Annotated in this window: 22 protein-coding genes, 1 tRNA gene and 1 pseudogene; 6 read left to right on the forward strand and 18 right to left on the reverse strand. The window is 30.4% G+C overall.

The window, feature by feature from the left end; genetic code table 11:
• Positions 1–37: 37 nt before the first annotated feature.
• Together Q0842_RS04480 and Q0842_RS04485 are read right to left on the reverse strand one after the other, a co-directional pair.
• The gene (locus Q0842_RS04480) at positions 38–727 is read right to left on the reverse strand and encodes a DUF2490 domain-containing protein (protein ID WP_298494771.1); all 690 of its coding nucleotides are present in this window, start codon (positions 725–727) and stop codon (positions 38–40) included.
• Positions 728–779: 52 nt separating this feature from the next.
• A complete protein-coding gene (locus tag Q0842_RS04485) occupies positions 780–2609 on the reverse strand; it encodes an SLC13 family permease (protein ID WP_298494773.1) in 1830 nt (609 codons plus the stop codon).
• Between the two features lie 285 nt (positions 2610–2894).
• Here Q0842_RS04485 and bshB1 point away from each other — a divergent pair, with 285 nt between their 5' ends.
• Positions 2895–3611, forward strand: coding sequence for a bacillithiol biosynthesis deacetylase BshB1 (gene bshB1 / locus Q0842_RS04490; RefSeq protein ID WP_298494775.1), 717 nt, complete (start codon positions 2895–2897; stop codon positions 3609–3611).
• A 185-nt stretch (positions 3612–3796) separates the two neighbouring features.
• Positions 3797–3872, forward strand: a tRNA-His gene (locus Q0842_RS04495).
• Between the two features lie 60 nt (positions 3873–3932).
• Here Q0842_RS04495 and Q0842_RS04500 read toward each other — a convergent pair.
• The 4 genes and pseudogenes from Q0842_RS04500 to Q0842_RS04515 form a co-directional block, all read right to left on the reverse strand.
• Positions 3933–4949: pseudogene (locus Q0842_RS04500) on the reverse strand (M28 family metallopeptidase).
• Positions 4950–5018: 69 nt separating this feature from the next.
• Entirely contained in the window at positions 5019–6071 is a 1053-nt protein-coding gene (locus tag Q0842_RS04505; protein ID WP_298494777.1) for a M28 family peptidase, read from the reverse strand.
• Between the two features lie 126 nt (positions 6072–6197).
• Positions 6198–6560 carry an FUSC family protein gene (locus Q0842_RS04510; RefSeq protein WP_298494779.1) on the reverse strand — a complete coding sequence of 121 codons (363 nt, stop codon included), beginning with the start codon at positions 6558–6560 and terminating at the stop codon, positions 6198–6200.
• Positions 6561–6571: 11 nt separating this feature from the next.
• Positions 6572–7327, reverse strand: a complete 756-nt coding sequence (locus tag Q0842_RS04515; RefSeq protein ID WP_298494781.1) for a DUF3108 domain-containing protein — start codon at positions 7325–7327, stop codon at positions 6572–6574.
• 175 nt (positions 7328–7502) lie between these two features.
• On the opposite strand from Q0842_RS04515, the gene Q0842_RS04520 reads away from it, so the two are divergent.
• Together Q0842_RS04520 and Q0842_RS04525 are read left to right on the forward strand one after the other, a co-directional pair.
• The gene (locus Q0842_RS04520) at positions 7503–8339 is read left to right on the forward strand and encodes a universal stress protein (protein WP_298494782.1); all 837 of its coding nucleotides are present in this window, start codon (positions 7503–7505) and stop codon (positions 8337–8339) included.
• Positions 8340–8436: 97 nt separating this feature from the next.
• Positions 8437–8775, forward strand: a complete 339-nt coding sequence (locus Q0842_RS04525; RefSeq protein WP_298494785.1) for a DUF4870 domain-containing protein — start codon at positions 8437–8439, stop codon at positions 8773–8775.
• Between the two features lie 471 nt (positions 8776–9246).
• Here Q0842_RS04525 and Q0842_RS04530 read toward each other — a convergent pair whose 3' ends face one another.
• The 8 genes from Q0842_RS04530 to Q0842_RS04565 form a co-directional block, all read right to left on the reverse strand.
• Positions 9247–9993 (reverse strand): ThuA domain-containing protein, encoded by a 747-nt coding sequence (locus Q0842_RS04530; RefSeq protein WP_298494787.1) that lies wholly within the window; start codon positions 9991–9993, stop codon positions 9247–9249.
• 194 nt (positions 9994–10187) lie between these two features.
• Positions 10188–10907, reverse strand: coding sequence for a T9SS type A sorting domain-containing protein (locus tag Q0842_RS04535; RefSeq protein WP_298494789.1), 720 nt, complete (start codon positions 10905–10907; stop codon positions 10188–10190).
• Positions 10908–11054: 147 nt separating this feature from the next.
• Positions 11055–12173 (reverse strand): DNA polymerase III subunit beta, encoded by a 1119-nt coding sequence (gene dnaN, locus Q0842_RS04540; protein WP_298494791.1) that lies wholly within the window; start codon positions 12171–12173, stop codon positions 11055–11057.
• 83 nt (positions 12174–12256) lie between these two features.
• The gene (gene gldG, locus Q0842_RS04545; protein WP_298494793.1) at positions 12257–13924 is read right to left on the reverse strand and encodes a gliding motility-associated ABC transporter substrate-binding protein GldG; all 1668 of its coding nucleotides are present in this window, start codon (positions 13922–13924) and stop codon (positions 12257–12259) included.
• The gene (locus Q0842_RS04550; RefSeq protein WP_298494795.1) at positions 13917–14402 is read right to left on the reverse strand and encodes a hypothetical protein; all 486 of its coding nucleotides are present in this window, start codon (positions 14400–14402) and stop codon (positions 13917–13919) included. The genes gldG and Q0842_RS04550 overlap by 8 nt, the downstream gene beginning before the upstream one ends.
• Positions 14403–15119, reverse strand: coding sequence for a gliding motility-associated ABC transporter permease subunit GldF (gene gldF / locus Q0842_RS04555; RefSeq protein ID WP_298494797.1), 717 nt, complete (start codon positions 15117–15119; stop codon positions 14403–14405).
• Between the two features lie 8 nt (positions 15120–15127).
• Entirely contained in the window at positions 15128–15424 is a 297-nt protein-coding gene (locus tag Q0842_RS04560) for an antibiotic biosynthesis monooxygenase family protein (protein WP_298494799.1), read from the reverse strand.
• Positions 15425–15438: 14 nt separating this feature from the next.
• On the reverse strand, positions 15439–16329 hold the full coding sequence (locus tag Q0842_RS04565; RefSeq protein WP_298494801.1) for an SAM-dependent chlorinase/fluorinase: 891 nt from the start codon (positions 16327–16329) through the stop codon (positions 15439–15441).
• A gap of 178 nt (positions 16330–16507) precedes the next feature.
• Here Q0842_RS04565 and Q0842_RS04570 point away from each other — a divergent pair, with 178 nt between their 5' ends.
• Together Q0842_RS04570 and Q0842_RS04575 are read left to right on the forward strand one after the other, a co-directional pair.
• On the forward strand, positions 16508–17461 hold the full coding sequence (locus Q0842_RS04570) for a PhoH family protein (RefSeq protein WP_298494803.1): 954 nt from the start codon (positions 16508–16510) through the stop codon (positions 17459–17461).
• A gap of 75 nt (positions 17462–17536) precedes the next feature.
• Positions 17537–18487 (forward strand): phosphoribosylaminoimidazolesuccinocarboxamide synthase, encoded by a 951-nt coding sequence (locus Q0842_RS04575; protein ID WP_298494805.1) that lies wholly within the window; start codon positions 17537–17539, stop codon positions 18485–18487.
• A gap of 4 nt (positions 18488–18491) precedes the next feature.
• On the opposite strand, the gene Q0842_RS04580 is transcribed toward Q0842_RS04575, so the two are convergent.
• From Q0842_RS04580 to Q0842_RS04595, 4 genes are all read right to left on the reverse strand, one after another.
• Positions 18492–19169 carry an HAD family hydrolase gene (locus tag Q0842_RS04580; RefSeq protein WP_298494807.1) on the reverse strand — a complete coding sequence of 226 codons (678 nt, stop codon included), beginning with the start codon at positions 19167–19169 and terminating at the stop codon, positions 18492–18494.
• Positions 19170–19184: 15 nt separating this feature from the next.
• Positions 19185–19979: a carbonic anhydrase gene (locus Q0842_RS04585; protein ID WP_298494809.1), complete on the reverse strand. Its 795-nt coding sequence runs from the start codon at positions 19977–19979 to the stop codon at positions 19185–19187.
• A 138-nt stretch (positions 19980–20117) separates the two neighbouring features.
• Positions 20118–22466: an outer membrane beta-barrel family protein gene (locus tag Q0842_RS04590; RefSeq protein ID WP_298494811.1), complete on the reverse strand. Its 2349-nt coding sequence runs from the start codon at positions 22464–22466 to the stop codon at positions 20118–20120.
• A 152-nt stretch (positions 22467–22618) separates the two neighbouring features.
• Positions 22619–23728: a heparan-alpha-glucosaminide N-acetyltransferase domain-containing protein gene (locus Q0842_RS04595; RefSeq protein ID WP_298494813.1), complete on the reverse strand. Its 1110-nt coding sequence runs from the start codon at positions 23726–23728 to the stop codon at positions 22619–22621.
• Positions 23729–23744: the final 16 nt, after the last annotated feature.

Below are 23744 nucleotides of genomic sequence, written 5' to 3' on the forward strand. Positions count from 1 at the left end.
TTAACAACTTTTCTTGTTGAACATTGTAAAAATATCTTTAGCTTTCTTTTTTCTTTCTTAAATCAACTTTGTAATATAAACCTAATTGTAATCTATGAAGGTTTAAACTTTTTATGGTTCTATAAAGGTAACCAACTTGCACATTTACAGCTTTTGTAACGTTAATTCCTAGCGCAGTATACAGTCGGTTTTCAGAAAAAGCATCAACTTTACTCGACCCAAAAGTTGTTAGGTATTCATTATGAAAACGAAAGAATAAGGTTTTATTAAGTTTTATCTTCGTACCAAGTCTATAACGCAGCCTATTATGTGTAACATTGTTAGGTCCCGTTTTATTAAGGAAACGATGCTCAATTCTTAACCTATGGTCTATAGGTAGTTTAAATAGTTTATGTTTATAGCCAATTTGTTCAGATAAACGATTTTCAAAAGTATGTGGTCCATTTGTTTCAAAACCACTATCAATATCTGCGTATCCGTAAGCTAATGTAGTTGTAACTTTTGGTGTAAGTGCGTAATTAAAATAAAGTTTATATAATATAAAGTTGAATTTATCTGCTACTTCATAATCCCATGCTTGAATTAGGGTGCTTACGCTAACTTTATCAGAAACTTTATGGCTTCCATATAAAGTGAACCAAGATCCTAATTCGTCTTCTACAGGCGATTGAGAAAATGTGGTGTTTATACTAATGGCAAAAACTAGTATAGCAATGTAATATTTCATTGGTGGTAATTTTAAAATTTTAAAATCTGTGATTTTGGTTTGTGGTTATTGTTTAAAATGGCCAAATTATTGGTACAAGTACTAACGATATAATGAAAAACAAAAGCAGAAGAGGTGCACCTACTTTCATGTAGTTCATAAATTTATATCCTCCGGCTGTCATTACCATGGCATTAGTTGTTGTTCCAATAGGAGTTAAAAATGCCGTTGAAGCACTTATAGCAACTACAATCATAAAAGGAGCAGGAGATAGGTTTAGTGAGTTAGCTGCAAGTATCGCTATAGGAGCCATTAATACAGCAGTTGCCGAGTTGTTTATTACTTGACTAAATGTTGTAGTTAGTAAAAATACACCACCCAATAACGCAATAGGGTGAATAGCACCTAAATAATCTACAAGCGCATTAGCAATTAATTGAGCAGTACCAGTTTTTTGTAATGCAATACCCATTGGTATCATTGCAGCAATCATAACAACACTTGTCCAACTTATGCCTTTATAAGCTTTAGAGATAGGCACACAACCAGTAAGTAAAACAACACCTGCAGATATTAATGCAGCTATCGATCCTGGAACAATTTTAAAAACCATAAATATAATCATGAGAATTAAAGCGCCTAGAGCAATGTAAGATTTTGAATTAAGACTCTCTACATTTTTAGCCATCCCTTCTGGGCTACCAATAATAACTAAGTTTTCGTGCTGTTTTTTTAAGTCTTCAATATTTTCCCAAGTTCCTCTTAATAAGAAAGCATCACCAGCTTTAACTGTAATTTCTTTATCTAATAAAGGTTGTCTGTTTCTTGAAGCTGCTAATAATTGAATTCCAAAACGTTTAAAATAATCACCTAATTTATATTTTCTACCAACTAACATAGAATTAGGGTTTACAATCACCTCTGTCATACCAACCTCTTGGTTAATAAGGTTGTTTTTTAACTCATCTGTAATAGGTTCTAGAGGTAAAAGTCCTAACCTGAAGGTAATCATTAATTTGTTTATAGCTTCTGTATCTCCTTTTACAGTAATTATATCATGGTAAAGAAATTCTGTATTAGGATCTGGAAATTCTATAAATTGAGGCACTTTTTTCAATAAATTTGGGTGTCTTCTTTTTATTCTAATAATAGATACGTTATAATTTTTTTCGAATTGCCATTCTTTTAATTCAGTATTTAAAAGTGGAGATATAGATCTTACACGTAAACGATAATAACCACTATCTACTTTATAGGCTTCAATCCAATTATGTAAAGTAGATTCAATATTTACTGGTTTGTTGCTTGTTTTATTGTTTGGTAAAAGTTTATAACCAATATATCTAAAATAAAGTAGCGCAACAATAAGTAACGGAATACCTATAAGTGCAAATTCAAAAAATGAAAAACCTTCAAAACCAGCTTCTACTAAAGCATTACTAGCAATAATGTTTGGAGGTGTACCAGTTAAAGTTAATAAACCACCAGTATTTGATCCAAAAGCTACAGGCATAAGCATTTTAGAAGGTAATGTACCTATACTCCAAGCAGAAGAAATTGTTAGTGGCATTAAAGTAGCTACAGTACCTGTATTACTTACAAAACCAGATAATACACCAGCACCAAGTGTAATAATAACTAATAGTTTTGGAACACTTTTCCCTGCCCATTCTACAAACTTTTTACCAGCTAAAGCTGTCCAGCCTGTTTGTGCAATACCTTCGCCAATTATAAATAGTGCAGCAATCATAATTACTGTTGGGTTACTAAAGCCACTTAAGGTTTCTTTAGAATCTAAAATACCCGTTAAAAATAAACTCAACATGGAAATTAGGGCTACAATATCTGGTGTAAATTTTCCCCAAACAAACAGTCCAATGGTAATAACTAAAATGGTAAGCATTAAATAGATCATAATTTATTTTTCTTTATTAGCTTTAGCGTTTAAATATATGTTATTATAATTATAGGGTAAAATTACAGCGGTTGTTCTTTTGTATTTATGACTAAAGTCATGCTTTTTGTTTAGGTGCAACTTTTCAATAATTGTTATTTTTAGATATAAAAAAATGAATAAACTGTTTGCGAATACGTTTTCGTTATATTGAGTTTTACCATATTCTATATTTTAGATGCATAATCTAATTTATTAATAAAATTAATTAGCATAAAAAAACACAAATAAAATATGAAATTAGATATTTTGGCTTTTGGAGCACACCCAGATGATGTTGAATTAGGTTGTGGTGGTACAATTGCAAAAGAAGTAAAAAATGGCAAAAAAGTAGGGATTATAGATTTAACTCGTGGTGAGTTAGGTACTAGAGGAACTGCCGAAACTAGAGATGAAGAAGCCTTTAATGCAGCAAAAATTTTAGGTGTTAGTATACGTACTAACTTAGAGTTTGCAGATGGTTTTTTTGTGAATGATAAAAAACACCAATTAGCTATTATTAAAATGATACGAAAGTATCAACCAGAAATAATACTTTGTAATGCTATTGATGATAGACATATTGATCACGGAAAAGGGAGTAAGTTAGTAAGTGGTGCTTGTTTTTTAAGTGGTTTAATAAAAATTGAAACTACAGATGATGGAGTTGTACAAAAACCTTGGAGACCAAAACAAGTATACCATTATATACAATGGAAACATATTGAGCCAGATTTAACCGTTGATATTTCGGGGTTTATTAATAAAAAAATGGATGCTGTGTTAGCTTATAAAACACAGTTTTTTGATGCTCATAGTAAAGAACCAGAAACACCTATATCAAGTAAGAACTTTACCGATAGTATAATTTATAGGTCTAGAGATTTAGGGCGATTAATTGGAGTTGAGCATGCCGAAGGTTACACCGTAGAACGCTATGTTGCTGTTGATAGTTTGTTTGATTTAAAGTAGTTATGATTTTTTGTAATTTTTTTTACGTTTTGAATTAAAAATATTAAAAAAAGTCTTTGTAATAAAGATTGAAATCAATTACATTTGCACACGCATTACAAAATGCTGTTCTATGGTAAGTTTTAACAAGCTAGTTATTCTTTCCTTTTATAAGAACTTTTATAGTTTTATATAATAAAATACATGGTGGTTGTAGCTCAGTTGGTTAGAGCATTGGTTTGTGGTACCAAGGGTCGCCGGTTCGAATCCGGTCTTCCACCCAAAAGCAAAAGCCTTTCAATTTATTGAAAGGCTTTTTTTGTGGCTGTAAATTTTTGTGGTTTAATCTAGTTTTATTCGCTCTTCTCTATTTGCTAACTCCCATGCAGTATGGAAAATAAGTTTTGTTCTAGTTTCTAAAAAAGGGTAATTAATTTTATCGGGTGTATCAGATGGTTTATGGTAATCATCATGTGTACCGTTAAAATAGAATATTACTGGAATATTGTTTTTCGCAAAATTATAATGGTCTGAGCGGTAATAAAAACGATTCGGGTCATTATCATCATTATAAGTGTAATCAAATTCTAAATTGAAATATTCTTTATTAATATCTTCAGAAATGGTATGTAACTCTTTACTTAGTTTATCAGAGCCTATGAGGTATAGGTAATTTTCACCTCCTGCTTCGTGTTTAGGATCTACACGACCAATCATATCAATATTTAAATTGGCTACAGTGTTTTTTAATGGAAAAATAGGATCTTCATCTGCATAATAACGCGAACCTTAAAGTCAAATTTCTTCTCCAGTTACATGTAAAAAAACGACTGTTCTTTTAGGGCCATTTCCAGCTTTTTCGGCTTCTTTAAAAGCTTCTGCAATTTCTAATATAGCTACAGTTCCAGAACCATCATCATCTGCGCCATTATTAATGTCTCCATTTTTAGAAATACCAATATGATCTAAATGGGCAGAAATAATTATTACCTCTTCTGGTTTTTCACTTCCTTTTATATAAGCAATTACATTTTCAGAATCATTTATATCATTTCCAAAGTAACTTGCTGGAATCTCTTGAAAATAATCATCTTCGGCAATAGGAGAGAGGATTTTATTAGATTGATAATGATTTTTTATAAACTCAATGGCTTTTTTTTGTCCGGGTTCTCCAGTTTTTCTTCCTTCATACTCATCAGAAGAATAAGTATAAAGCATTTCTTTTAATTCACTAGAAGTTATTGTAGCTGCAAAAGTTTCGGGATTAACCGTTTTGTTTTCAGTTTTGTTTTTATTTTGTGAAGAACTACAAGAAGTTAAAAGTATACTAGCACAAAGAAGTATTGCTATATTTTTCATTATGAATCTATAAATTTTTAGAATATGCTATATTACAAAAATGTAGGTATTAATTATGGGATTTTGAGTCTATTTTAACAATTCATTATCTCTATCAATGGTAATACGGTGTTCTTGATTGGCAATTTGCCATGCAGTAGCAAAAATTAGTTTTGTGCGTTTTTCTAATAACGGATAATCAATTTTATCTGGTGTATCTGTTGCTTTATGGTAATCAGCATGTTCGCCATTAAAATAGAAAATTACAGGTATATCATGTAATGCAAAATTATAATGATCGGATCTGGAATAATAATCGTTTCCTTCACCAATAATATTAAATTTATAATCAAGATTTATATTAAAAAAAGTATTGTTAATTTTTTCAGAAGTGTAATGGAGCTCTTTACTTAATCTATCAGACCCAATTAAATAAATATAATCTTTATTGTTTTTATGGTTGTCATCAACACGACCAATCATATCAATATTAAGGTTTGTAATCGTGTTTTCTAAATTAAAAACTGGGTGTTTTGTGTAGTATTCAGAACCTCTTTTACCAATTTCTTCTGCAGTTAAATGAAGAAATAGAATGCTTCGTTTAGGGCCATAACCTTCCTTTTTTGCTAAATTAAAAGCTTGTGCCATTTCCATTAGTGCTACAGTACCAGAGCCATCATCATCGGCACCGTTATTTATTTGTCCATCTTCAGATATTCCTAAATGATCTAAATGAGCAGATATTATAATAACTTCATCTGGTTTTTCAGACCCTTTTATATAAGCAAGTACATTTTCAGAACTTTTAAATTTTTTTGAAAAAAAGCTACTAGGTATAATTTGATAATAGTTATCGTCACCTAAAGGCGATTTTACACCTTCATTTATATAGTAAGATTTTAAAAAATTAGCCGCTAATTTTTGTCCGGGGTCACCAACTCTTCTGCCTTCAAAATCATTAGAAGAAAATTTATATAAATGTGTTTTTAGCTCATTAGAAGTAATAGTACTTGCATACTTCATTGCTAAATCGCTGTCTACCAATTTAATGCTTTCTTTTAAGTTTTTTAATTTGGTAGTATATTTAGGTTTAGCACAAGTACCAACCAAAACCATTATTGAGAGAATATAAAAAGTTTTCATTGTAATTAAGGAATAATTAATTAAATGAACTTACAACCTGAATATTCTGTTAGGGAGAGAAATTATTAGCGTGTTAGTTTCATTAAATATGATACAAATATAAGAATTCTAAGAAGAAATTACTTACTACTCAAAAGAAATATCTTCAAGTTCTGTTTCATCTAACTCAATATCAAGTTCTTCTAGTTCTTCAATAGATGCTTCTTCAAGCTTTGTTTCTTTAGCTTCTATAACTTCTGTATTAACAACTTCTGTTTTAGTAAATATAGATTTATAAGTTGTAACTACTAAAGCAGCACCAGTTAGTAGTAAGGTAAAAGGAATAATTTTTTTAACATGTCCAGCTTTTTTTGATAAATAATAAGCAATAGAGCCAAAAATTAATGCGGCTATTGCTGGAAATATTGCTAGATTAGAAATTGGTAAAACAGAAAAAATTACAGCAAAAATCGATGCTATTAAGGCTAAAATTGTAAATAGTTTTTTCATTGTAAATAGTTTTAATTTTTTAATCCAGAAGCCGATTTTATTTTTAATTCGCCAGTTCCTACAGGAATTTTAAATTTACCATATACAGGTATTTTGTTTTCATCAGCAGTAAACCATAAAGTACCATTAACGGTATTAGAGTTTGCAGAGCCTAAAGCAATTTTGTAACAAGCTTTACTACCTATAGCTGTAGATATGGTCTCTTTTCCTAAATAAGTTACTTTGGCTTTAACCTCTTCTCTGTCAAATAAAATTGTAAATATTTTACTAGTTCCTGGGCTTAAGCTTGTTAAATCAAAAGTTCTAATGCTATATAATGTAGATATAATATCTTTAGTTCCTGCGCCAATAGGTATGGTTTCTCTAACAATCCAATTGTTTTTCTTAGTTTGAACCGATTTAACTGTTTTAGTTTTATGGCTAAAAGTGTATTTCATGTTTTTAAAATATCCCCCTTCATTAATATCTCTATTATGTAAATAAGGAGTTAACGTTTTTGGGTTAACATAAGTTTCGTATAAATCTCTTATTTTAAAAAAACTATCCCATTTGCTGTAGGTAAAAGCAGTACATTTTAACCTTAAAAGAGTAGCTTTTGATGTTTTTACCGGGCTAGTTTCCATGGTAATTTGAGCCAAATCGGTTAATATACCAGACATGTTGTAAGATGCGGTATAAATTAGTTTTTCATCACTACCAATAGCATTATTTTGGGCATTTATAGTTATTGAAAATAAAAATAATAACAAAAAAGAAATACGTTTCATAAAAATAGTTTTGGTTATAACGTGCTATTAATCATTTATTGTGCCGAAAATACAATGCATAAAATTATTATACTAATTTATTGATAATATTGCTTGTTTTTGTTTTCCTGATTTATGTCATAGTATATACTAGGCAGTAAGTGTAAGTTTACTAGGTAATTAATTTTCCATTATCATGAAAAATATTCTATTACCAACAGACTTTTCAAAAAACTCTATAAATGCCATTCATTATGCTTTAGAGTTTTTTAAAGACGAAAAATGTCAGTTTTATATCTTAAACATCCAAAAAGCATCATCTTTTATATCAGACGATATGTTGGTTGTACACTCATCAACTACAATTTATAAAACATTAATAGATGCGGCAAAAAAATCAATTGCCAATATTATAACAACGCTTAATAAAGAGTTTGAGAATAATAACCATCAATTTCATTCTATTGTAGATTATGATAACTTTGTCGATTCTATAAATCAAGTTATAATAAAACACGAAATAGATTTAATAATCATGGGTACAAAAGGGGCTTCTGGTATAGCAAAAGTACTTTTTGGTAGTAATACAGTACGTGTTATGCAACGCTGTATAGCGCCGGTTTTGGCAATACCAGATGGGTATAAATTTAAAAAAATAGAACATTTAGCTTTTGCAACCACAAATTCAAAATGTTTTAATAAAGGACACTTAGATATTTTAAATGAAATAATAGAATTAAATCATGCTTCTGCCCATGTACTACATCTGGCAGATAAAAACCATTTACTTCCAGAAGTTCAAGATAATGAAGACTTTTTTAAAACAAATTTTAGTGTAGGCAAGCACGAGTTTATTGATACATCAAAAAAAGATATGTTTAACGTTGTTAGTAATTATATCGAAAAACACGATATAGATATGTTAGCAATCATGAATAAAAAACACTCTTTTCTAGAACGCTTATTTACCACACACACCGTAGAAACATTTGCGTTTAAAATAAACATTCCGCTCTTAGTTATGCAGTATTAGTGGCCTAACAGTAAAAGGTTAATTATTTTTTTTACTTATTAATGTAACAATTTATTTAATTGTTCGTCTTATTAGTATCAATCAATAATTAATCATCATGAGACAAGACAAACAACTTTTAGTCATTACACACCTAAGTCAGTTAATTACTTTAGTAACTGGTTTTGGTAGTTTATTATTACCCTTAGTGCTATGGCTAACCCAAAAAGAAAAAGTGTATCAAATGGATACACATGGTAAAAACATTATAAACTTTCAGTTAAGTTTAATATTGTGGTGTATTATCTGCGTGCCTTTAATTTTATTTTTTGGTTTAGGGCTTCTAGGCTTTTTAGTTTTAGGCATTGTATCCTTTATATTCCCTATAATAAATGCTATAAAAGCAAGCCGTGGCGAAACACCCATATACCCATTTACATTTAATTTTATCTCTTAATTTTATTAGTTAGTTTAGTTATATGAGGTAAACCAAAACACTCACTTTTTAGTGGGTGTTTTTTATTTTTAAATTTTTTGGGCGTTACCACAAGGGTCAGGCTTTTTGTTACAAGTCCGCGCTCGTGCCTCGCTGTGGGCTTTCCACTTCAATCCTTAACGCGGATTTATTAATAGTTTATGTTTGGAATTTGAATGTGAATTTTGGTAAAGTTCGTTTAACGTGTTTGTATATGGTTTGTTGCGTGTTTAAGTGCTAAAGTTAGCAAATAAACACAGATAGAAAGTCTGTGGGGACTTTCGTAAATTATCTAAAACCAAGCAATTAATTATACAAGGAGTTGACTTTAGTATTTTAAAAACTAAAATATAATTAAGCTAGAGTTTACAAAATTCACGAAGTTATTTTTATTATTTAAGTAATTAAATAATTACAATTCCTAACTTTTAAAATGTTTTTAGTTTTTTATATTTATTTTAATCTTCCTGTAGCCCATAGCAGACCTCTATTAAATACTTCTTGAAACTCTGGTGATTCAAACGTTTCATTATTATGACCAAAGGTTATTCCGAATATATTATTATCCTCTATTTTATTAGTCCATATACAAGTATGATTTTTAGAATCTTTAAAACTCTTTGCTTTGGCTAATGGAGTAATAGAAGAAAACTCTTGTGCTACAACATAAAGTTCGTCTTTTGGCGCTTTCCATACTTTGGGAAAGTTTTTCATTATAGGATGTTGAGGCGCAACATTTTTAACAATATAATTATCTTGATGGTCATGCTTCTTAGATTCTAAACCTATCATTTTAGTCCAAGCTTCTTTGCCTTCATTTCCTTCTCTATAGGTATGCATAGCGCAATGTAACATTACAATACCAATATCAGATTTTAAATGACTATCAACTACTTTTTTTATAAAATTATCATCTTTAGTTTTACCAAAACATTCATTATGAACAACAACATCGTAGTTGCTACTCCAGTTTTCTAAATTATAAATACTAGATTTGTAGTCTTTTAAATCACCTCCTTCATGTAAAACCTCCCATTCTATATTTATTTTATTTGTTGTAAATTCTTGAATCTTTTTTTTCTGATACTCATAGTTATGGCAGCATCCTCCTGTAATTAACAGGGCTTTAATAGGTTTATTCTTTTTTGATGAACAAGAAATAAATAAAGAAGTAACTACTAAATAAATAAACAATCTCATAGCAGGAGTTTAAGTTTTAAATTTGATATTAAATAAATAAAAAAGTAAATTTTATCGTTAGCTTTTAACTATTAAATAAAAGCCATTGTTTCTCTGATAAAAAATCGTTTCAATGTTTTTTATCAAGAGTTAAACGAAGTTAACTGTTTTTTCTGACAAAGTCAAGGTGATTAAGACCTCTGTTTTATTAGAGATTACTGTTTTAAAAATTTAATGGTAATTCCATTTACTAGTTTTAAAAAGTAGACGCCTTTAGTTAGGTTATTAATATCTATTTGCTCATTATTAGAAATAGTACCGCTTTTTAGTTCAAGACCAAGTACATTATAAATCCTGTAGTTTTCTGTTTTGGTTAATCCAAAAACGTGAATGAATTGAGATGCTGGATTAGGAAATATTTTAATGCCTTTAATTTGTTCAAATGCTTTAGTGTTTAATGATTGGTTTGTTGTTCGTTCATAACTAAAACCTCCGCCATTTCCGCTACCAGTCGTCCAAGAAATGAATTTTAAGTCAATGTATATATCTTCTGTTATTAAATGCAATACCATATCTTGACCATCTACTAAATTGCTAAAGTTCTGGCCAATTAAGGCATTCAAGTTTTGGTAAGTTAAAGATGCGTAATTTGCTGTAGTACCATAAGCCCATTCTGTGCCAGATGGTGCCGGATTAGATGGGATATAAGTTATACCAGCATCCGATTCTAGAAAAATATTAAACAAACCAGCGTAATTTTGCCTTGTAATCCAAACATTTTCGGTTAACCTATCTTGATTAGCTTCTTGTGTCCAGTCTGCATAATTTACTTTTGTAAAAGTGGTAGTTGGCCCAGTCCAAACGGTTTGTGCTTTACATTGAGCAGATGTCAAAATAAATATTACAAGAATTAATAAGATGGAGACTTGCCTCATTTTTATCTTTACATATTAACTAATACATGCTAACTAAGTTAGCGATTATTTCTAGTAAAGTCAAGAGGAACAAAAAAAGCAGCAATCTTAATTAAAGATTACTGCTTTTAATATCAAGAGAGTCCCTCTCTTTTTATTGAGAATTTATTAGTTATTTAGCATTACAGGCATAACTAGCATGGTAATGTGTTCGCCTTCATCAAGCCCATCAACAGGTGTTAAAATACCAGCTCTGTTTGGCATACTCATTTCTAACTGTACATTATCTGCATTTAGGTTGTTTAACATCTCTGTTAAAAAGCGTGAGTTAAATCCAATTTGCATATCGTCTCCTTGGTAATCGCAAGTTAAGCGCTCTTCTGCTTTGTTACTGTAATCAATATCTTCAGCCGATATATTTAATTCTGCACCAGCAATTTTTAAACGAATTTGGTGTGTTGTTTTGTTAGAGAATATACTAACACGACGCACAGAGTTTAAAAACTGGTTTCTATCAATTACTAATTTATTTGGGTTTTCTTTTGGTATTACTGCTTCGTAATTTGGGTATTTCCCATCAATTAAACGACAAATAAGTACCGAGTTTTCAAAGGTGAACTTGGCGTTACTTTCATTATATTCAATAGTTACATCATCTTCACTAGCTGCTAAAATACCTTTTAAAAGATTTAAAGGTTTTTTAGGCATAATAAATTCTGCAACTTGGTTAGCTGTAACATCTTCTCGAGTGTATTTTACTAATTTATGCGCATCGGTAGCTACAAAGGTTAAACCTTCTGTAGAGAATTGAAAAAATACACCACTCATTACTGGGCGTAAATCGTCGTTTCCTGCAGCAAAAATAGTTTTACTAATAGCAGTTGCTAAAACATCTCCAGTAATAACTGTTTTACTAGGGTCTTCTAGTGCAATAGCTTTAGGGAATTCATTTCCATCGGCATAAGCTAACGCATATTTACCATGGTTAGAGCTAATTTCAACAGTATTGTTCTCTTCAACCACAAAAGTTAAGGGCTGCTCAGGAAATGTTTTTAAAGTATCTAATAACAATCGCGCAGGAATAGCTACGCTACCTTTACTATCGCTTTCAACATCTAGAGTTGAAGCCATAGTGGTTTCTAAATCACTAGCAGAAACGGTTAACTGGCTACTATCTAATTCAAATAAAAAATTATCTAAAATAGGTAAGGTGTTCGAGCTATTAATAACGCCACCTAAAACCTGTAATTGTTTTAATAAATAGGTACTTGATACTATAAATTTCATCTAAAAGCTTAGTTTTAATTGTAATTCTACTACTTACAAATATATTCGAAACCTAGTATATTTGGAAACAAACTTATTAACATTTAAGAAGCGTATTTTTTCTTTCTTAGGTAGTTGAAAGCAAAACCAAACACCCCAAGCAAAACTAATGGTAGTAAGATGTTTATAAGTTGCCATTTGGTTTTATCTGATGCAATTTTTTGCTGATTTAAAAAGGCAACAGCTATTTCTTTAGACCGAATGTTTATAAGTCCGTTATCATCCAATAAGTAATTAACCGCATTTAATAAAAATTCTTTGTTGCCATAGGTTTGTCCTGTCCACCTATCAAAACCTAATTCTAGTGGTTTGTTTTTGGCAATATCATTTTTAATAACATCGCCATCGGCAATGACAATCATTTTAGTAGGGATGCTTTTATTTTTTTCTTGGTTAAGTTTAAAGGGTTTTACACGATTGCTGTAAACCGAGTTAAATTCACCTTCTAATAACACCGCAAGTGTTTGGTTGCCTTTGTTAAAGCTTTGCGGGTTTTGTTCTTTTGTTACCAACTTTAAACTTACTTCTCTTGGTGTGCCTTCTAATTTTGTTAATGGTGCTGTTTCTAGAAGTATGGTTTTTTTAATGGTGTTTTTAAGGGTGTCAATTTGGTTGGCAAAATCAAATTTTACTAAATTTAAGTTATTAACTATAGGGTGCTTACTACTCGAACCAGCTAAGGGTGAATACGGCCATTTTAAATGCTGAAATTGAGACTGGCTACCTTGGCCCATAGCCAAAGTGATAGGGGCAGAGTAAAGCGTGCTTACCATATATGGGTTTATGCGAATACCATACTTAAAAAAGAAATCGGTTAAGTTTAAATCTCTAGAAACTGCATAATTGGTTCCTTTATCGTTGTATAAACTATCTTTTTCCATAGCTACAGCATCAATTAGCCATAAGCTTTTACCACCGTTCATGGTATATTGATCAAGTACTAGTTTTTCTTCTTCAGAAAAAGCTTGTGTTGGTTTTGCTGAAATAATTAAATCAAAACCATTAATAGCTTTTAATGTATTTTGTGGGTTTGATGCGACACTATCTAAAGTAAAAGGTGCTATGTAATAATACGTGCCTAGTTTTTTTACAAAGTCGGCAATGTATTTGTCTTCTAATTGCTCGTTACCTTTTAAAATAGCAATTTTTCTGCGTTTTGGTTTTGTTAGTTTGCTAAAGCCATCTGCAAAAGCATATTCTAAATGCTGCACAGAATTAGTGACCAATTCTTGTTGAGAGGCGCCTATTTTATTTTTTACTAACGGAATAAGCACCGTTTGTTCGTTATAACTTGCCAGCGCCCAAGGAAAAATAACAGCTTGCGATGATTTGCCACTTTCTTGAACACTTAATTGCATGGGTGTTAAACCACGTTGGGTAAGTTGTTGTATGTTTCTTTCTCTTGTAGATGCGTCTTCTAATGGATTTATAAAGTTGAAGATAATGTTGCTATTTACAGCCGTAAATTCTTCTAATAATTGTTTGGTTTCGTTTTGAAGTCTTCTAAATTCTGAAGGAAAATCTTCGCCTTCTAAAAAAACATCAACAACAATTGGAGATTCAATATCTTCAATAATTTGTATGGCAGATGCGCTTAAGGTATAACGATTATCTGCAGTTAAATCAAAGCGCTTGTAAAACTTACTGCTTAAAAGGTTTATAGCAATTATAGCGATTACGAGTATTAATATGTGTTTTATGGTCTTATTCAAACTGTTTTTCTAATTGATAAGGTCTTATCGATTCTACAATATTGTTTTTAAATTCTAATTCTAAACATTCTTGCATGTTATTAAATGCACCAGGAACAAACCCCATATTGTAATTCCATTTTTCTTTAGAATTTGCTTTCAGGTTATTATCCCATCCAAACCACTCTGGTTTGCCTAATAGGACTTTAATATCATTTTTATTTTTTCCAATTAATAAACTATCTTTTATTAATTGATTTGCCATTTCGTAACGCAATTCAGGTTTTTCTTCCCAAGCTACTGTATCAAAATATTTTTTATGATGATAGCTGCTAAAAATATTTAGCATGGGGTAAAATAAATAAAAATAAACAATAGGCGTAAGTACCAAACTTACTAAAAAAGTAAGCCATTTACGCTTATCAATAGTATTTACAAATAGCCAAACAGCAATAAATACAAATACTAAAAAGAACACTAATAAAGGTGTAATTATCATTTAATTTGCTTTGTTAATATTTAGTTTGGTTAGAAATAAAAAGAAAAGGGTTACACTTAAAAAATAGATAATATCACGAGTATCTAACACACCACGGCTCATACTTTTAAAGTGTGAACTCATGCCAATTTGTTCTACAAAATCACTTGAAAGAAACTCTGCAATACCTTCAAAACCAATGTAAAATATAAAACAGATAAAAACAGATGTAATAAAAGCAACAATTTGATTATCTGATAAAGTAGAGGCAAACACCCCTATAGCAGTATAAGCAGCTACTAAAAATAGCAAGCCAAAATACGAACCTATTGTGCTACCAACGTCTATATTGCCAACAGGGTTTCCTAGTTGATAAACAGTATAAACATATAATAAAGTTGGTATAAGTGCTATTAATATTAATATGAGTGCACCAAAATATTTTCCTAAAACAATATTAAAATGCGAAATAGGTTTTGTTAATAATAACTCTAATGTGCCTTGTTTTTTTTCATCTGAAAAACTTCGCATAGTAACTGCAGGAATCAAGAAAATTAAAATCCAAGGGGCTAATAAAAAGAAAGATGATAAATCGGCGAATCCATAATCTAGAATATTAAATTCCCCTTTAAAAAGCCACAGAAATAGCCCATTTAAAACTAAAAAAATGGCAATAACCAAATAACCAATTGGTGATGCAAAAAATGAGTTTATTTCTTTTTTAAGTATTGCTATCATTCAAATTATTATTCTAGAGTTTCTAACTTATCAACACTCCAAGCCTCTGGTTTAATACTAAAAAGCGGTTTTACTTTACTCCAAACAGTATTAAATAATTCAGATTTTCTATAGTTTTCTAATGTGTTTTCAGATTCCCAATAACTGTATGTAAAAAAAATATTAGGATTGTTTTTATCTCTATATAGTTCTAAAAAACTACAACCTTCAAAAGCTCTAATTTTTGATTTATTAGTATTAAAATTTTCAAGAAAAATTTCAATATTTTGTTTATAAAATCCCATTTTTACAATTCTTACTAGCATAAAAAAACTTTAAATTAAAAATCGGCAGCTTTTACGTTTTGTGGTATTTCGGTACCTTTATGAATCACAGGATTGGGTATAAATTTAATGCTAACAGCATCCATTATTCTAAGTCCTAATAGCGTTGATGCACTACCAACAGTAGCGCTATTGCTTTTATAAACAGCAATTTCTAAAAAATTACCAGAATTAAAAACTACCAGTTTCCTACCTTCATCATTTCGTTTGTTTTCGGCAATTTCAAAATTTACAATATCACTATATTTATTATGTATTTTTTTAAAGGTATAATGGCGAGCCGAAATCTCATAATTACGTCCCTTTTGTATCGTTTCAAAAAAGCTGCGTTTAATATTAGTTACTACATTACCATAGTTGTCAATATAAATAACGCTTCCAATAATTTGTGTTTTATCATCGTTAACATAAGGCTCAATGTTTTTAATTGGCTTTATGTTAGAAATAGGTTTTCCAATAACTTCTAGGGTACCACCACGAGCAATATGGCAAGCTACTTTAACAAATACATCTAAAACAGGAAAACTAGTTTGAATTTTATCGTGAATATTAATTTCAACAATCTTTTCTGGTGCAATTTCAGAGCAAATCATACTCATAATACCATTATTGGCACAAATAAAGTAATGGTCGTCTAGTTTTATGGCTATGTGTTTGTTTTCAGGGTTAATTTCAGAATCAATACCAATAATATGAATGGTGCCTTTAGGAAAACTATTGTAAGCGTTTTGAATTATATAAGCAGCTTCTGGAATATTAAATGGCGAAACAGAATGGGAGATATCAACAATTTTAACATCAGGCAACTCACTATAGATGGCGCCTTTTGTAGCGCCAGCAAAGTAATCTTTTTCACCAAAATCGGTTGTTAATGTTATGATTGCCATGGGCAAAATTGTTAATATGTTTTTAATGTTATCTTACTCAAAATTATGTATTTTTGAGTTTCACATGTATGTGATACAAACCTACATAAATTTTTGTTTTTGTTTTTATATTTTAAATGAAAATGTAAGTAAGTTTTCAACTAAAATGCTTGTAAATCATTAAACTAATAACACGCTTTTGAACGAAATTATTATCGAACTCGAAGAAATAACTCCAAAAGAATTTTTTGGAGCTCAAAATGCTAATATTGAACTTCTTAAAAAATACTTTCCAAAATTAAAAATCGTAGCACGTGGAAATAAAATTAAAGCCTTTGGTGATGAAGAATTACTAGAAGAATTTGATAGGCGTATTACCATGCTTTTAAAGCATTTTGCTAAGTACAATAAATTAGATGAAAATGTTATAGAGCGTGTATTAACTAGTCAAACCAGCGAAGATTATACAACATCAAAACAAAGTGGCGAAGTAATTGTGCATGGTGTAGGCGGAAAACTTATTAAAGCGCAAACAGCTAACCAACGCAGAATGGTTGAGCTTATGCGTAAAAACGATATGGTTTTTGCAATTGGTCCTGCTGGTACTGGTAAAACCTATACTGGTGTGGCATTGGCAGTACAAGCCTTAAAAAATAAAGAAGTAAAACGTATTATTTTAACACGTCCTGCAGTTGAAGCAGGCGAGAATCTTGGGTTTTTACCAGGTGATTTAAAAGAAAAATTAGATCCGTACATGCAGCCATTGTATGATGCATTACGAGATATGATTGCGCCAGAAAAACTGGCAAGTTATATAGAAAAAGGGACCATACAGATTGCGCCTTTAGCCTTTATGAGAGGGCGAACATTAGATAATGCTTTTGTAATTTTAGATGAAGGGCAAAACACCACACACGCCCAAATGAAAATGTTTTTAACGCGTATGGGTAAAAACGCTAAGTTTTTATTAACAGGAGATCCAGGACAAATAGATTTACCACGCCGTACCATTTCTGGGTTAAAAGAAGCTTTGTTGATTTTAAAAAACGTAGAGGGTGTTGGTATGATATTTTTAGATGATAAAGATGTTATTCGTCATAAACTCGTTAAAAAAGTAATTGCAGCCTATAAAAGCATAGAAAACGTAGACTAATTATTTTTTAACTATTTAAAAATAAAGTATTCAATTAAAAAAGCTATCACTTAATAGCTAAAAGCATAAAAAAAAATGAGCAACACGATAATCGATACCAATTTTAATTTTCCTAATCAAAAAAGCCTTTACAAAGGAAAAGTAAGAGCCGTTTATAATATTAACGACGAAGAATTGGTTATGGTTGCAACCGACAGACTTTCTGCATTTGATGTTGTAATGCCTAAAGGTATTCCTTATAAAGGGCAAATACTAAACCAAATTGCAACTAAAATGATGGCAGCAACAGAAGATTTGGTTCCAAACTGGCTAACCGCAACTCCAGATCCAAATGTAGCTGTTGGGCATTTATGTGAGCCATTTAAAGTTGAAATGGTAATTCGTGGCTATATGTCTGGACATGCAGCGCGCGAGTATAAAGCAGGAAAACGCATGCTTTGTGGTGTGCCAATGCCTGAAGGTATGAAGGAGAATGATAAATTTCCTGAACCTATTATTACACCAGCAACAAAAGCAGAAATGGGCGACCATGATGAAGATATTTCTAGAGAAGATATTTTAAAACGTGGTATAGTCTCAGAACAAGATTATTTAGTACTTGAAGATTATACACGCAAATTATTTAAACGTGGTTCTGAAATAGCAGCGTCTAGGGGGCTAATTTTGGTAGATACTAAATATGAATTTGGTAAAACTAAAGATGGACACATTGTTTTAATAGATGAAATTCATACACCAGATTCATCTCGTTATTTTTATGCTGATGGATATCAAGAACGCCAAGATAAAGGCGAATCACAAAAACAATTAAGTAAAGAGTTTGTGCGCCAATGGTTAATTGCTAACAATTTTCAAGGATTAGAAGGGCAAACCGTTCCTTCTATGAGCGATGAGTATATTGAAAGCGTAAGCGAACGCTATATTGAACTTTATGAAAACATTACTGGCGAAACTTTTGTTAAGGCAGATGTTTCTAATATTCAACAACGTATTGAAAAAAATGTATTGGAGTATTTAAATAAATAAATTATTAAATACTACAGCATTCTTGTGGGGTAATTTCTAAAATATTTAGTAATTCTAAAGGATGATCAATAACTAATTTTGCACCATTAGCGATTAATTCTTCTTTTGTTCTAAATCCCCAAGACACTCCAACTGCAAAGAAATTAGCATTATTTGCAGTTTGCATATCTACATCGGTATCTCCAACATAAATAATGTCTTCCGGTTTTATATTTAATCTATTGCTAATTTCGATTGCTTTTATTGGGTTTGGTTTTTTATGTGCTTCTATGGTTAAACCATCTACAGTTTCAAAATAGTTTGGTAGTAAGGACATAACTACTTTTTTAGTCAATTTATCTTCTTTGTTGGATAATACACTAAGTTTTATTTGACTAGATTTTAAAGTGTCAAGTAATTCTTTTATACCACTATAAGCATAAGTTTTAATTGTACATTGGTTACTATAAATTTCCATCATAGTATTAAAACTTCTTGTGATTTGTGCGTTATTACGTTTAGATTCTGGTAGTGCTTTTATGACAAGACTCTTAATGCCTTTGCCAATAAAATCTTTATAGGCTTCATAGCTATGCAAAGGATAGTCATAAACTTTAAGAGCTTTATTCATAGCATCTGCTATGTCTTGAATAGAGTTAACTAATGTGCCATCTAAATCGAAAATTACTGCTTTGTAGGTCATGTTTAAATTTATTTATTAATAGTTGTATTTTACAATACGACCATTTAAAGGTTGTTCATTACGGTAATTGTTAATTGGCATGTTGCTTCTAAGTTTTAATACTTCTTCAACAGATAATACAATAGGTTCTTTAAACACAATCCAATTTACATTTTCTGTACATGGAGGTGTTGTTAAAGACCCGCCATAAGAATAAAAGTGTTTGTCTTCTAAAAACAAACTTGATAAATCAATTTTTTGATGTATGTCTTTAAAAGCACCTTCTTTAATTGGTAAAAAGCTTTCAAAAAATTCGAATAGCTGGCTTTCATTACCTTCTTCTCCTAAAACGCCTAAAACGGTAATTTTTCCAGATTTGCTAACATGTACTAAATGCATTTCAATTGGGTAAATAACACCATTTATTCTATGTTCTGAAGGTTCATGAAAATGTATTTGCTTTAAGTAAAAAGTCTCGTTTTTATAGTTTATAGAGTCACCAGGTTCAAAATCAAATTGTATAGAGTGTCCATTATTTTTAACTTCACTCATTAAGGTACTAGGTGTGTATTGAATTTTTAGTTCGTGATTTGTTTTTACCGAATCTACATTTCTATGTATAATGTTTATGGGAGATTGTAATTGGCCATTACAGTCTGAGTTTTTCTCAACTTCCATCCAATGTTCAGGAGAGGTTTCTCCAGCATAGCTCCAATGTTTTTTGTTATCTTGGTGTTTATTTAAGTCAATATGTTTTGTTTTTTGTAAATTTTCACAAGACATTACAGTTAGTAGTATTGTACAGATAAATAGACTTATTTTTAATTTCATAATTTTAATTTTGAATCAATTTATGCCTCCAAAATTAATTATATGAAAAACTTAAAAACCTTACTTTTGTCATGTTTTGAAACTTTTTTCGAGTGAAGTTATTAAATCTTTAGTTTCAAGGAATTTAAACAATAATTATCACCTTCGACGCCCCGAAAATTCCATAGCTTCGCCTTTGCCAAACCCATAACTTACGCCAAAAGAAACAAAACGCCCACGTTGCCTGCTATTAAATAAATAAAAATCAGGTTGTGTTGTTGTAGTTTGGCTTATTCTTGAAGCAAAAATATCTCGAATGCTTAGGTTTAAAATAACCTTGCCTTTAAGAATCTTTTTTCTTAAACCTAAATCTGCAAATAGATTATCGGCAATTTCACTTTGAACGGTTTTGTATTTTGATCTGTAATCGCCAGATATTTCTAAATCAAACTTAGAAGGAAGTTTAAATTTAGTAGTTAAACTTGCTGCCCATCTATTACCTTTAAAATCAAAATCAGTAGTTTCAAAAACACCTTTTCTACTAAAATAATTAATATTAAAATCACCATTAAACGAAAACCAATTAGAAGGCGAGTACTTTCCATTGGCTTCAAAACCTGTAGTGGTATTAGTGCCTACGTTTTCTGGACTTGAAGTACTTATATTGTTTTCAAAGGTTGAAATGCGCTCAACAACATCTACTGTATAGCTGTTATATAAGCTAAAATTTAATGAGGCTTTACCTAATTTGTGTATGCTTGTGATTTCGTAGGAGTCTGTAAATTCTGGTTGCAAATCTGGATTACCAGTAAAAATGCTAAAGTTGTTTCGAATGTTAGAAAACGGATTTAATTCTCTTAAACGAGGTCTACGAATACGTTTTGAAAAACCAGCCTGAATAGAAAAATTATCACTTATTTTATAAGATGAATGTATGCTAGGGAATAGGTTTGTATATTCTTGACTGTTTTTTTCGTTAGTATTTTCTAATAGTGTATTTAAATTGGTGTGTTCTAACCTAAGGCCTAGTTTTAGTCCCCAAAAATCACCTTCATAAGCAGCAGTAGTATAAATACCTAAAACCTTTTGGTCGAAATCAAAAATATTGGTTAAATCTTCATTATCAACCCATTCGCCATTTTCAAGGTTGCTAACAGCAAAATCATTAGATACGCTATTTATAACGTACTGTGAACCTGTTTCAATAGTATATTTTTCTAAAAACGGATGGGTGTAATCTAATTTAAATGTATAATCTTCTAAAGTGTAATCTGTACGTGTTTTTTGTTGAAAATCGTTATCGTCACCAACAATTGTTGTGTTTTCAAAATCTGAAAACTGATCTTTTCTAAAAGAGTTACCTAAAGCACTAAATAATAAACTTTGGTCTTCATGGCGTTTAAAGTTTTTCTTGTATTGTAACTCATAACGCAATTTTGGGTTATCGGCTTCTGTGGTTTCATTACGTAACCATCTATTGGTAGTTGAATTGGTAGCATCGGTTTGATTAAAATTTGATAAGAAATTTTGGTCTTCAACTTCATATGCGTACGACCCTGAGAGTGTTACGATATTTAGATTGTTTATATGGTAATCTGCACCAATAAGTATATTACTAAACTTTTCATTAAACTCGCCATCGCCATTACTGTTTATGGTCGTGTTATTAATTAAATCTCGATTAATAGATTTACGCTCATCCGGATAGGTACGAATACCAAAACCTAATTGACTAAATAGATTAAATTTTTCGGTACGTTTGTTAATACTCAACCCGAAACTATTGCTATTAGGTACACCAACATTTAATGTTGCAGATCCATTAATCCCTTTTTTTTCTGATTTTTTAATAATAATATTAATGATTCCTGAAGTGCCTTCGGCATCGTATTTCGCTGATGGATTTGTAATGACTTCAATTTTTTCAATCATATCTGCTGTTATACTACCTAATGCATTACCATCTGCACTAGCAAGAACTGAGGGTTTTCCGTTAATAAGAATTTGTACTCCTTGACTACCTCTAAGGCTTATTTCACCTTCAATATTAACATTTACAGATGGAATATTATTTAATACTTCTAAAGAGCTAGCCCCTGTAGAGCTTAAATCTTGGCCAACATTAAACACACGTTTATCTAGCTTAAATTCAGTTTGCGATTTTTCAGCACGAATAACTACTTCATCTAAGGCTTGATTATCTTCTGTTAAGGTTATTGTCTTTAAATTTATTGAATTTTTAATGATATTAAGGTTCTTATAACTTTCAGTTTTATAACCCATAAAACTAACTTCTATATAAAAATTAGATACACTAGTTTTAAAGTTAAATGAGCCATCTGGAGATGTTATGGTTCCTGTTAAAGGTTTGTTTGTATCTCTATCTAATAAAGATATAGTGGCATACTCAATAGGGAGTTGGTTTTTGCCTTCAATAACTTTTCCTGTAATAAGAATCTCTGAATTTTGAGCATTACTATGAAGTATACCTAATAAAAAGATTAACATAAAAAAGACTCTTTTATTCATATGAAAAGAAAAAAAAATAATGTGATGCAAATATAAAATATATAGATTGTTTTCTTGTTTTTATTAACTTTTACTAAAGTTTTATACCTAATACATAAGTTAACGATTGACTAATTTCTTCAATTAAACATTCATCGTAATCGATAGTAGTATGTTTTTAATTTATCTAATATTTTTCTAATTAAATTATAAACAAAAGCATTAGTTTTTGCATAATGAAACGATATAAAACAAACAACAACCATAAATAGTATTGCACCAAAAATAGCAGTTGATGGTTCTAAAGATTTGCTTAAAAAACGTTTTAGCCCATAGCCAGTAAAGCTACCATAAAGTAAAACAAAATGTATGACATAAATAGATAATGTTTTTTCTCCAATTCGAGCAATGATAGATTGTTTTAAAAATTGCTCTAAACTATAAAAAGTACCAAACAAAATAAGCACATTCCCTAATCTAGTAAACAGATAATTATAATCTGCGCTCATTTTTAACAATTCAATATTTGTTATATAACTAAGTTTTGTTAGAAACAGAGAAGAAAAATAAATAAGAAAAAAGCCAACAGTAAAGAAAGTAATAATAGTTATGAATTTAAAGCGATTGCGGTGGGCATGCCTGAAAAACACAGTTGAAATAAATGCTCCAAAAGCAGAATAGCCAAACCAAGGTAAAATGGTAAAAACAGAGCCGTTGGTTTTGGTCATATAATTTGCAATAATTTCCGGAATATATTCTAAAGTTAAATCCCTGTAAATTGGTTCGGTAACAAAGCAAAGACAACCAATTGTAAAAAGAATAATTGAAAAAAGATAGCTGCGTTTTTTGAAAAGACTATGTAAGCCAATTAGAAAAATTAATGATAAACCAATGCATTGCAAAACGTCAATTATAAAAAAATATGAGCTAAAATGTCCAGATAGCCAATTAAAAACATTAATGCGTAAACTATACCCAATTACAATTAATAAGAGACCTCTAAAAAGGCCTTTTTTTATTCTAATTTTGTCGTTACCCTTGCTATAAGCACGAAGTAATAAATAAGCAAAAACTAACCCAGAAATTGTAAAGAATGTAGGTGCTGTAATACCTCTAAAATAAGACCAAATATTATAGGCTGTGTTGGAGTTGTCTCTGTAAATTGGAGATAGTAAAGTGTCTATAAAATGACCTTGAAGCATCATTAATATAGCAAAAGCTCTAACGGCATCTATAAAGTATAAGCGATTTGGTTGCGCCATAAGTTGGTTTCCTTTT

Origin of the sequence: uncultured Algibacter sp. (assembly GCF_947495675.1) — a bacterium.
Taxonomy (GTDB): Bacteria; Bacteroidota; Bacteroidia; order Flavobacteriales; family Flavobacteriaceae; genus Algibacter_B.

Coding starts and splice junctions, on each gene's coding strand:
- Q0842_RS04575 (WP_298494805.1), top strand. CDS start 17,537: ATGAGCAACACGATAATCGATACCAATTTTAATTTTCCTAATCAAAAA.
- Q0842_RS04560 (WP_298494799.1), bottom strand. CDS start 15,424: ATGCTAGTAAGAATTGTAAAAATGGGATTTTATAAACAAAATATTGAA.
- bshB1 (WP_298494775.1), top strand. CDS start 2,895: ATGAAATTAGATATTTTGGCTTTTGGAGCACACCCAGATGATGTTGAA.
- Q0842_RS04515 (WP_298494781.1), bottom strand. CDS start 7,327: ATGAAACGTATTTCTTTTTTGTTATTATTTTTATTTTCAATAACTATA.
- Q0842_RS04580 (WP_298494807.1), bottom strand. CDS start 19,169: ATGACCTACAAAGCAGTAATTTTCGATTTAGATGGCACATTAGTTAAC.
- Q0842_RS04510 (WP_298494779.1), bottom strand. CDS start 6,560: ATGAAAAAACTATTTACAATTTTAGCCTTAATAGCATCGATTTTTGCT.
- Q0842_RS04590 (WP_298494811.1), bottom strand. CDS start 22,466: ATGTTAATCTTTTTATTAGGTATACTTCATAGTAATGCTCAAAATTCA.
- Q0842_RS04535 (WP_298494789.1), bottom strand. CDS start 10,907: ATGAGGCAAGTCTCCATCTTATTAATTCTTGTAATATTTATTTTGACA.
- gldF (WP_298494797.1), bottom strand. CDS start 15,119: ATGATAGCAATACTTAAAAAAGAAATAAACTCATTTTTTGCATCACCA.
- Q0842_RS04565 (WP_298494801.1), bottom strand. CDS start 16,329: ATGGCAATCATAACATTAACAACCGATTTTGGTGAAAAAGATTACTTT.
- dnaN (WP_298494791.1), bottom strand. CDS start 12,173: ATGAAATTTATAGTATCAAGTACCTATTTATTAAAACAATTACAGGTT.
- Q0842_RS04525 (WP_298494785.1), top strand. CDS start 8,437: ATGAGACAAGACAAACAACTTTTAGTCATTACACACCTAAGTCAGTTA.
- Q0842_RS04585 (WP_298494809.1), bottom strand. CDS start 19,979: ATGAAATTAAAAATAAGTCTATTTATCTGTACAATACTACTAACTGTA.
- Q0842_RS04505 (WP_298494777.1), bottom strand. CDS start 6,071: ATGAAAACTTTTTATATTCTCTCAATAATGGTTTTGGTTGGTACTTGT.
- Q0842_RS04595 (WP_298494813.1), bottom strand. CDS start 23,728: ATGGCGCAACCAAATCGCTTATACTTTATAGATGCCGTTAGAGCTTTT.
- Q0842_RS04550 (WP_298494795.1), bottom strand. CDS start 14,402: ATGATAATTACACCTTTATTAGTGTTCTTTTTAGTATTTGTATTTATT.
- Q0842_RS04530 (WP_298494787.1), bottom strand. CDS start 9,993: ATGAGATTGTTTATTTATTTAGTAGTTACTTCTTTATTTATTTCTTGT.
- Q0842_RS04485 (WP_298494773.1), bottom strand. CDS start 2,609: ATGCTTACCATTTTAGTTATTACCATTGGACTGTTTGTTTGGGGAAAA.
- Q0842_RS04480 (WP_298494771.1), bottom strand. CDS start 727: ATGAAATATTACATTGCTATACTAGTTTTTGCCATTAGTATAAACACC.
- Q0842_RS04520 (WP_298494782.1), top strand. CDS start 7,503: ATGAAAAATATTCTATTACCAACAGACTTTTCAAAAAACTCTATAAAT.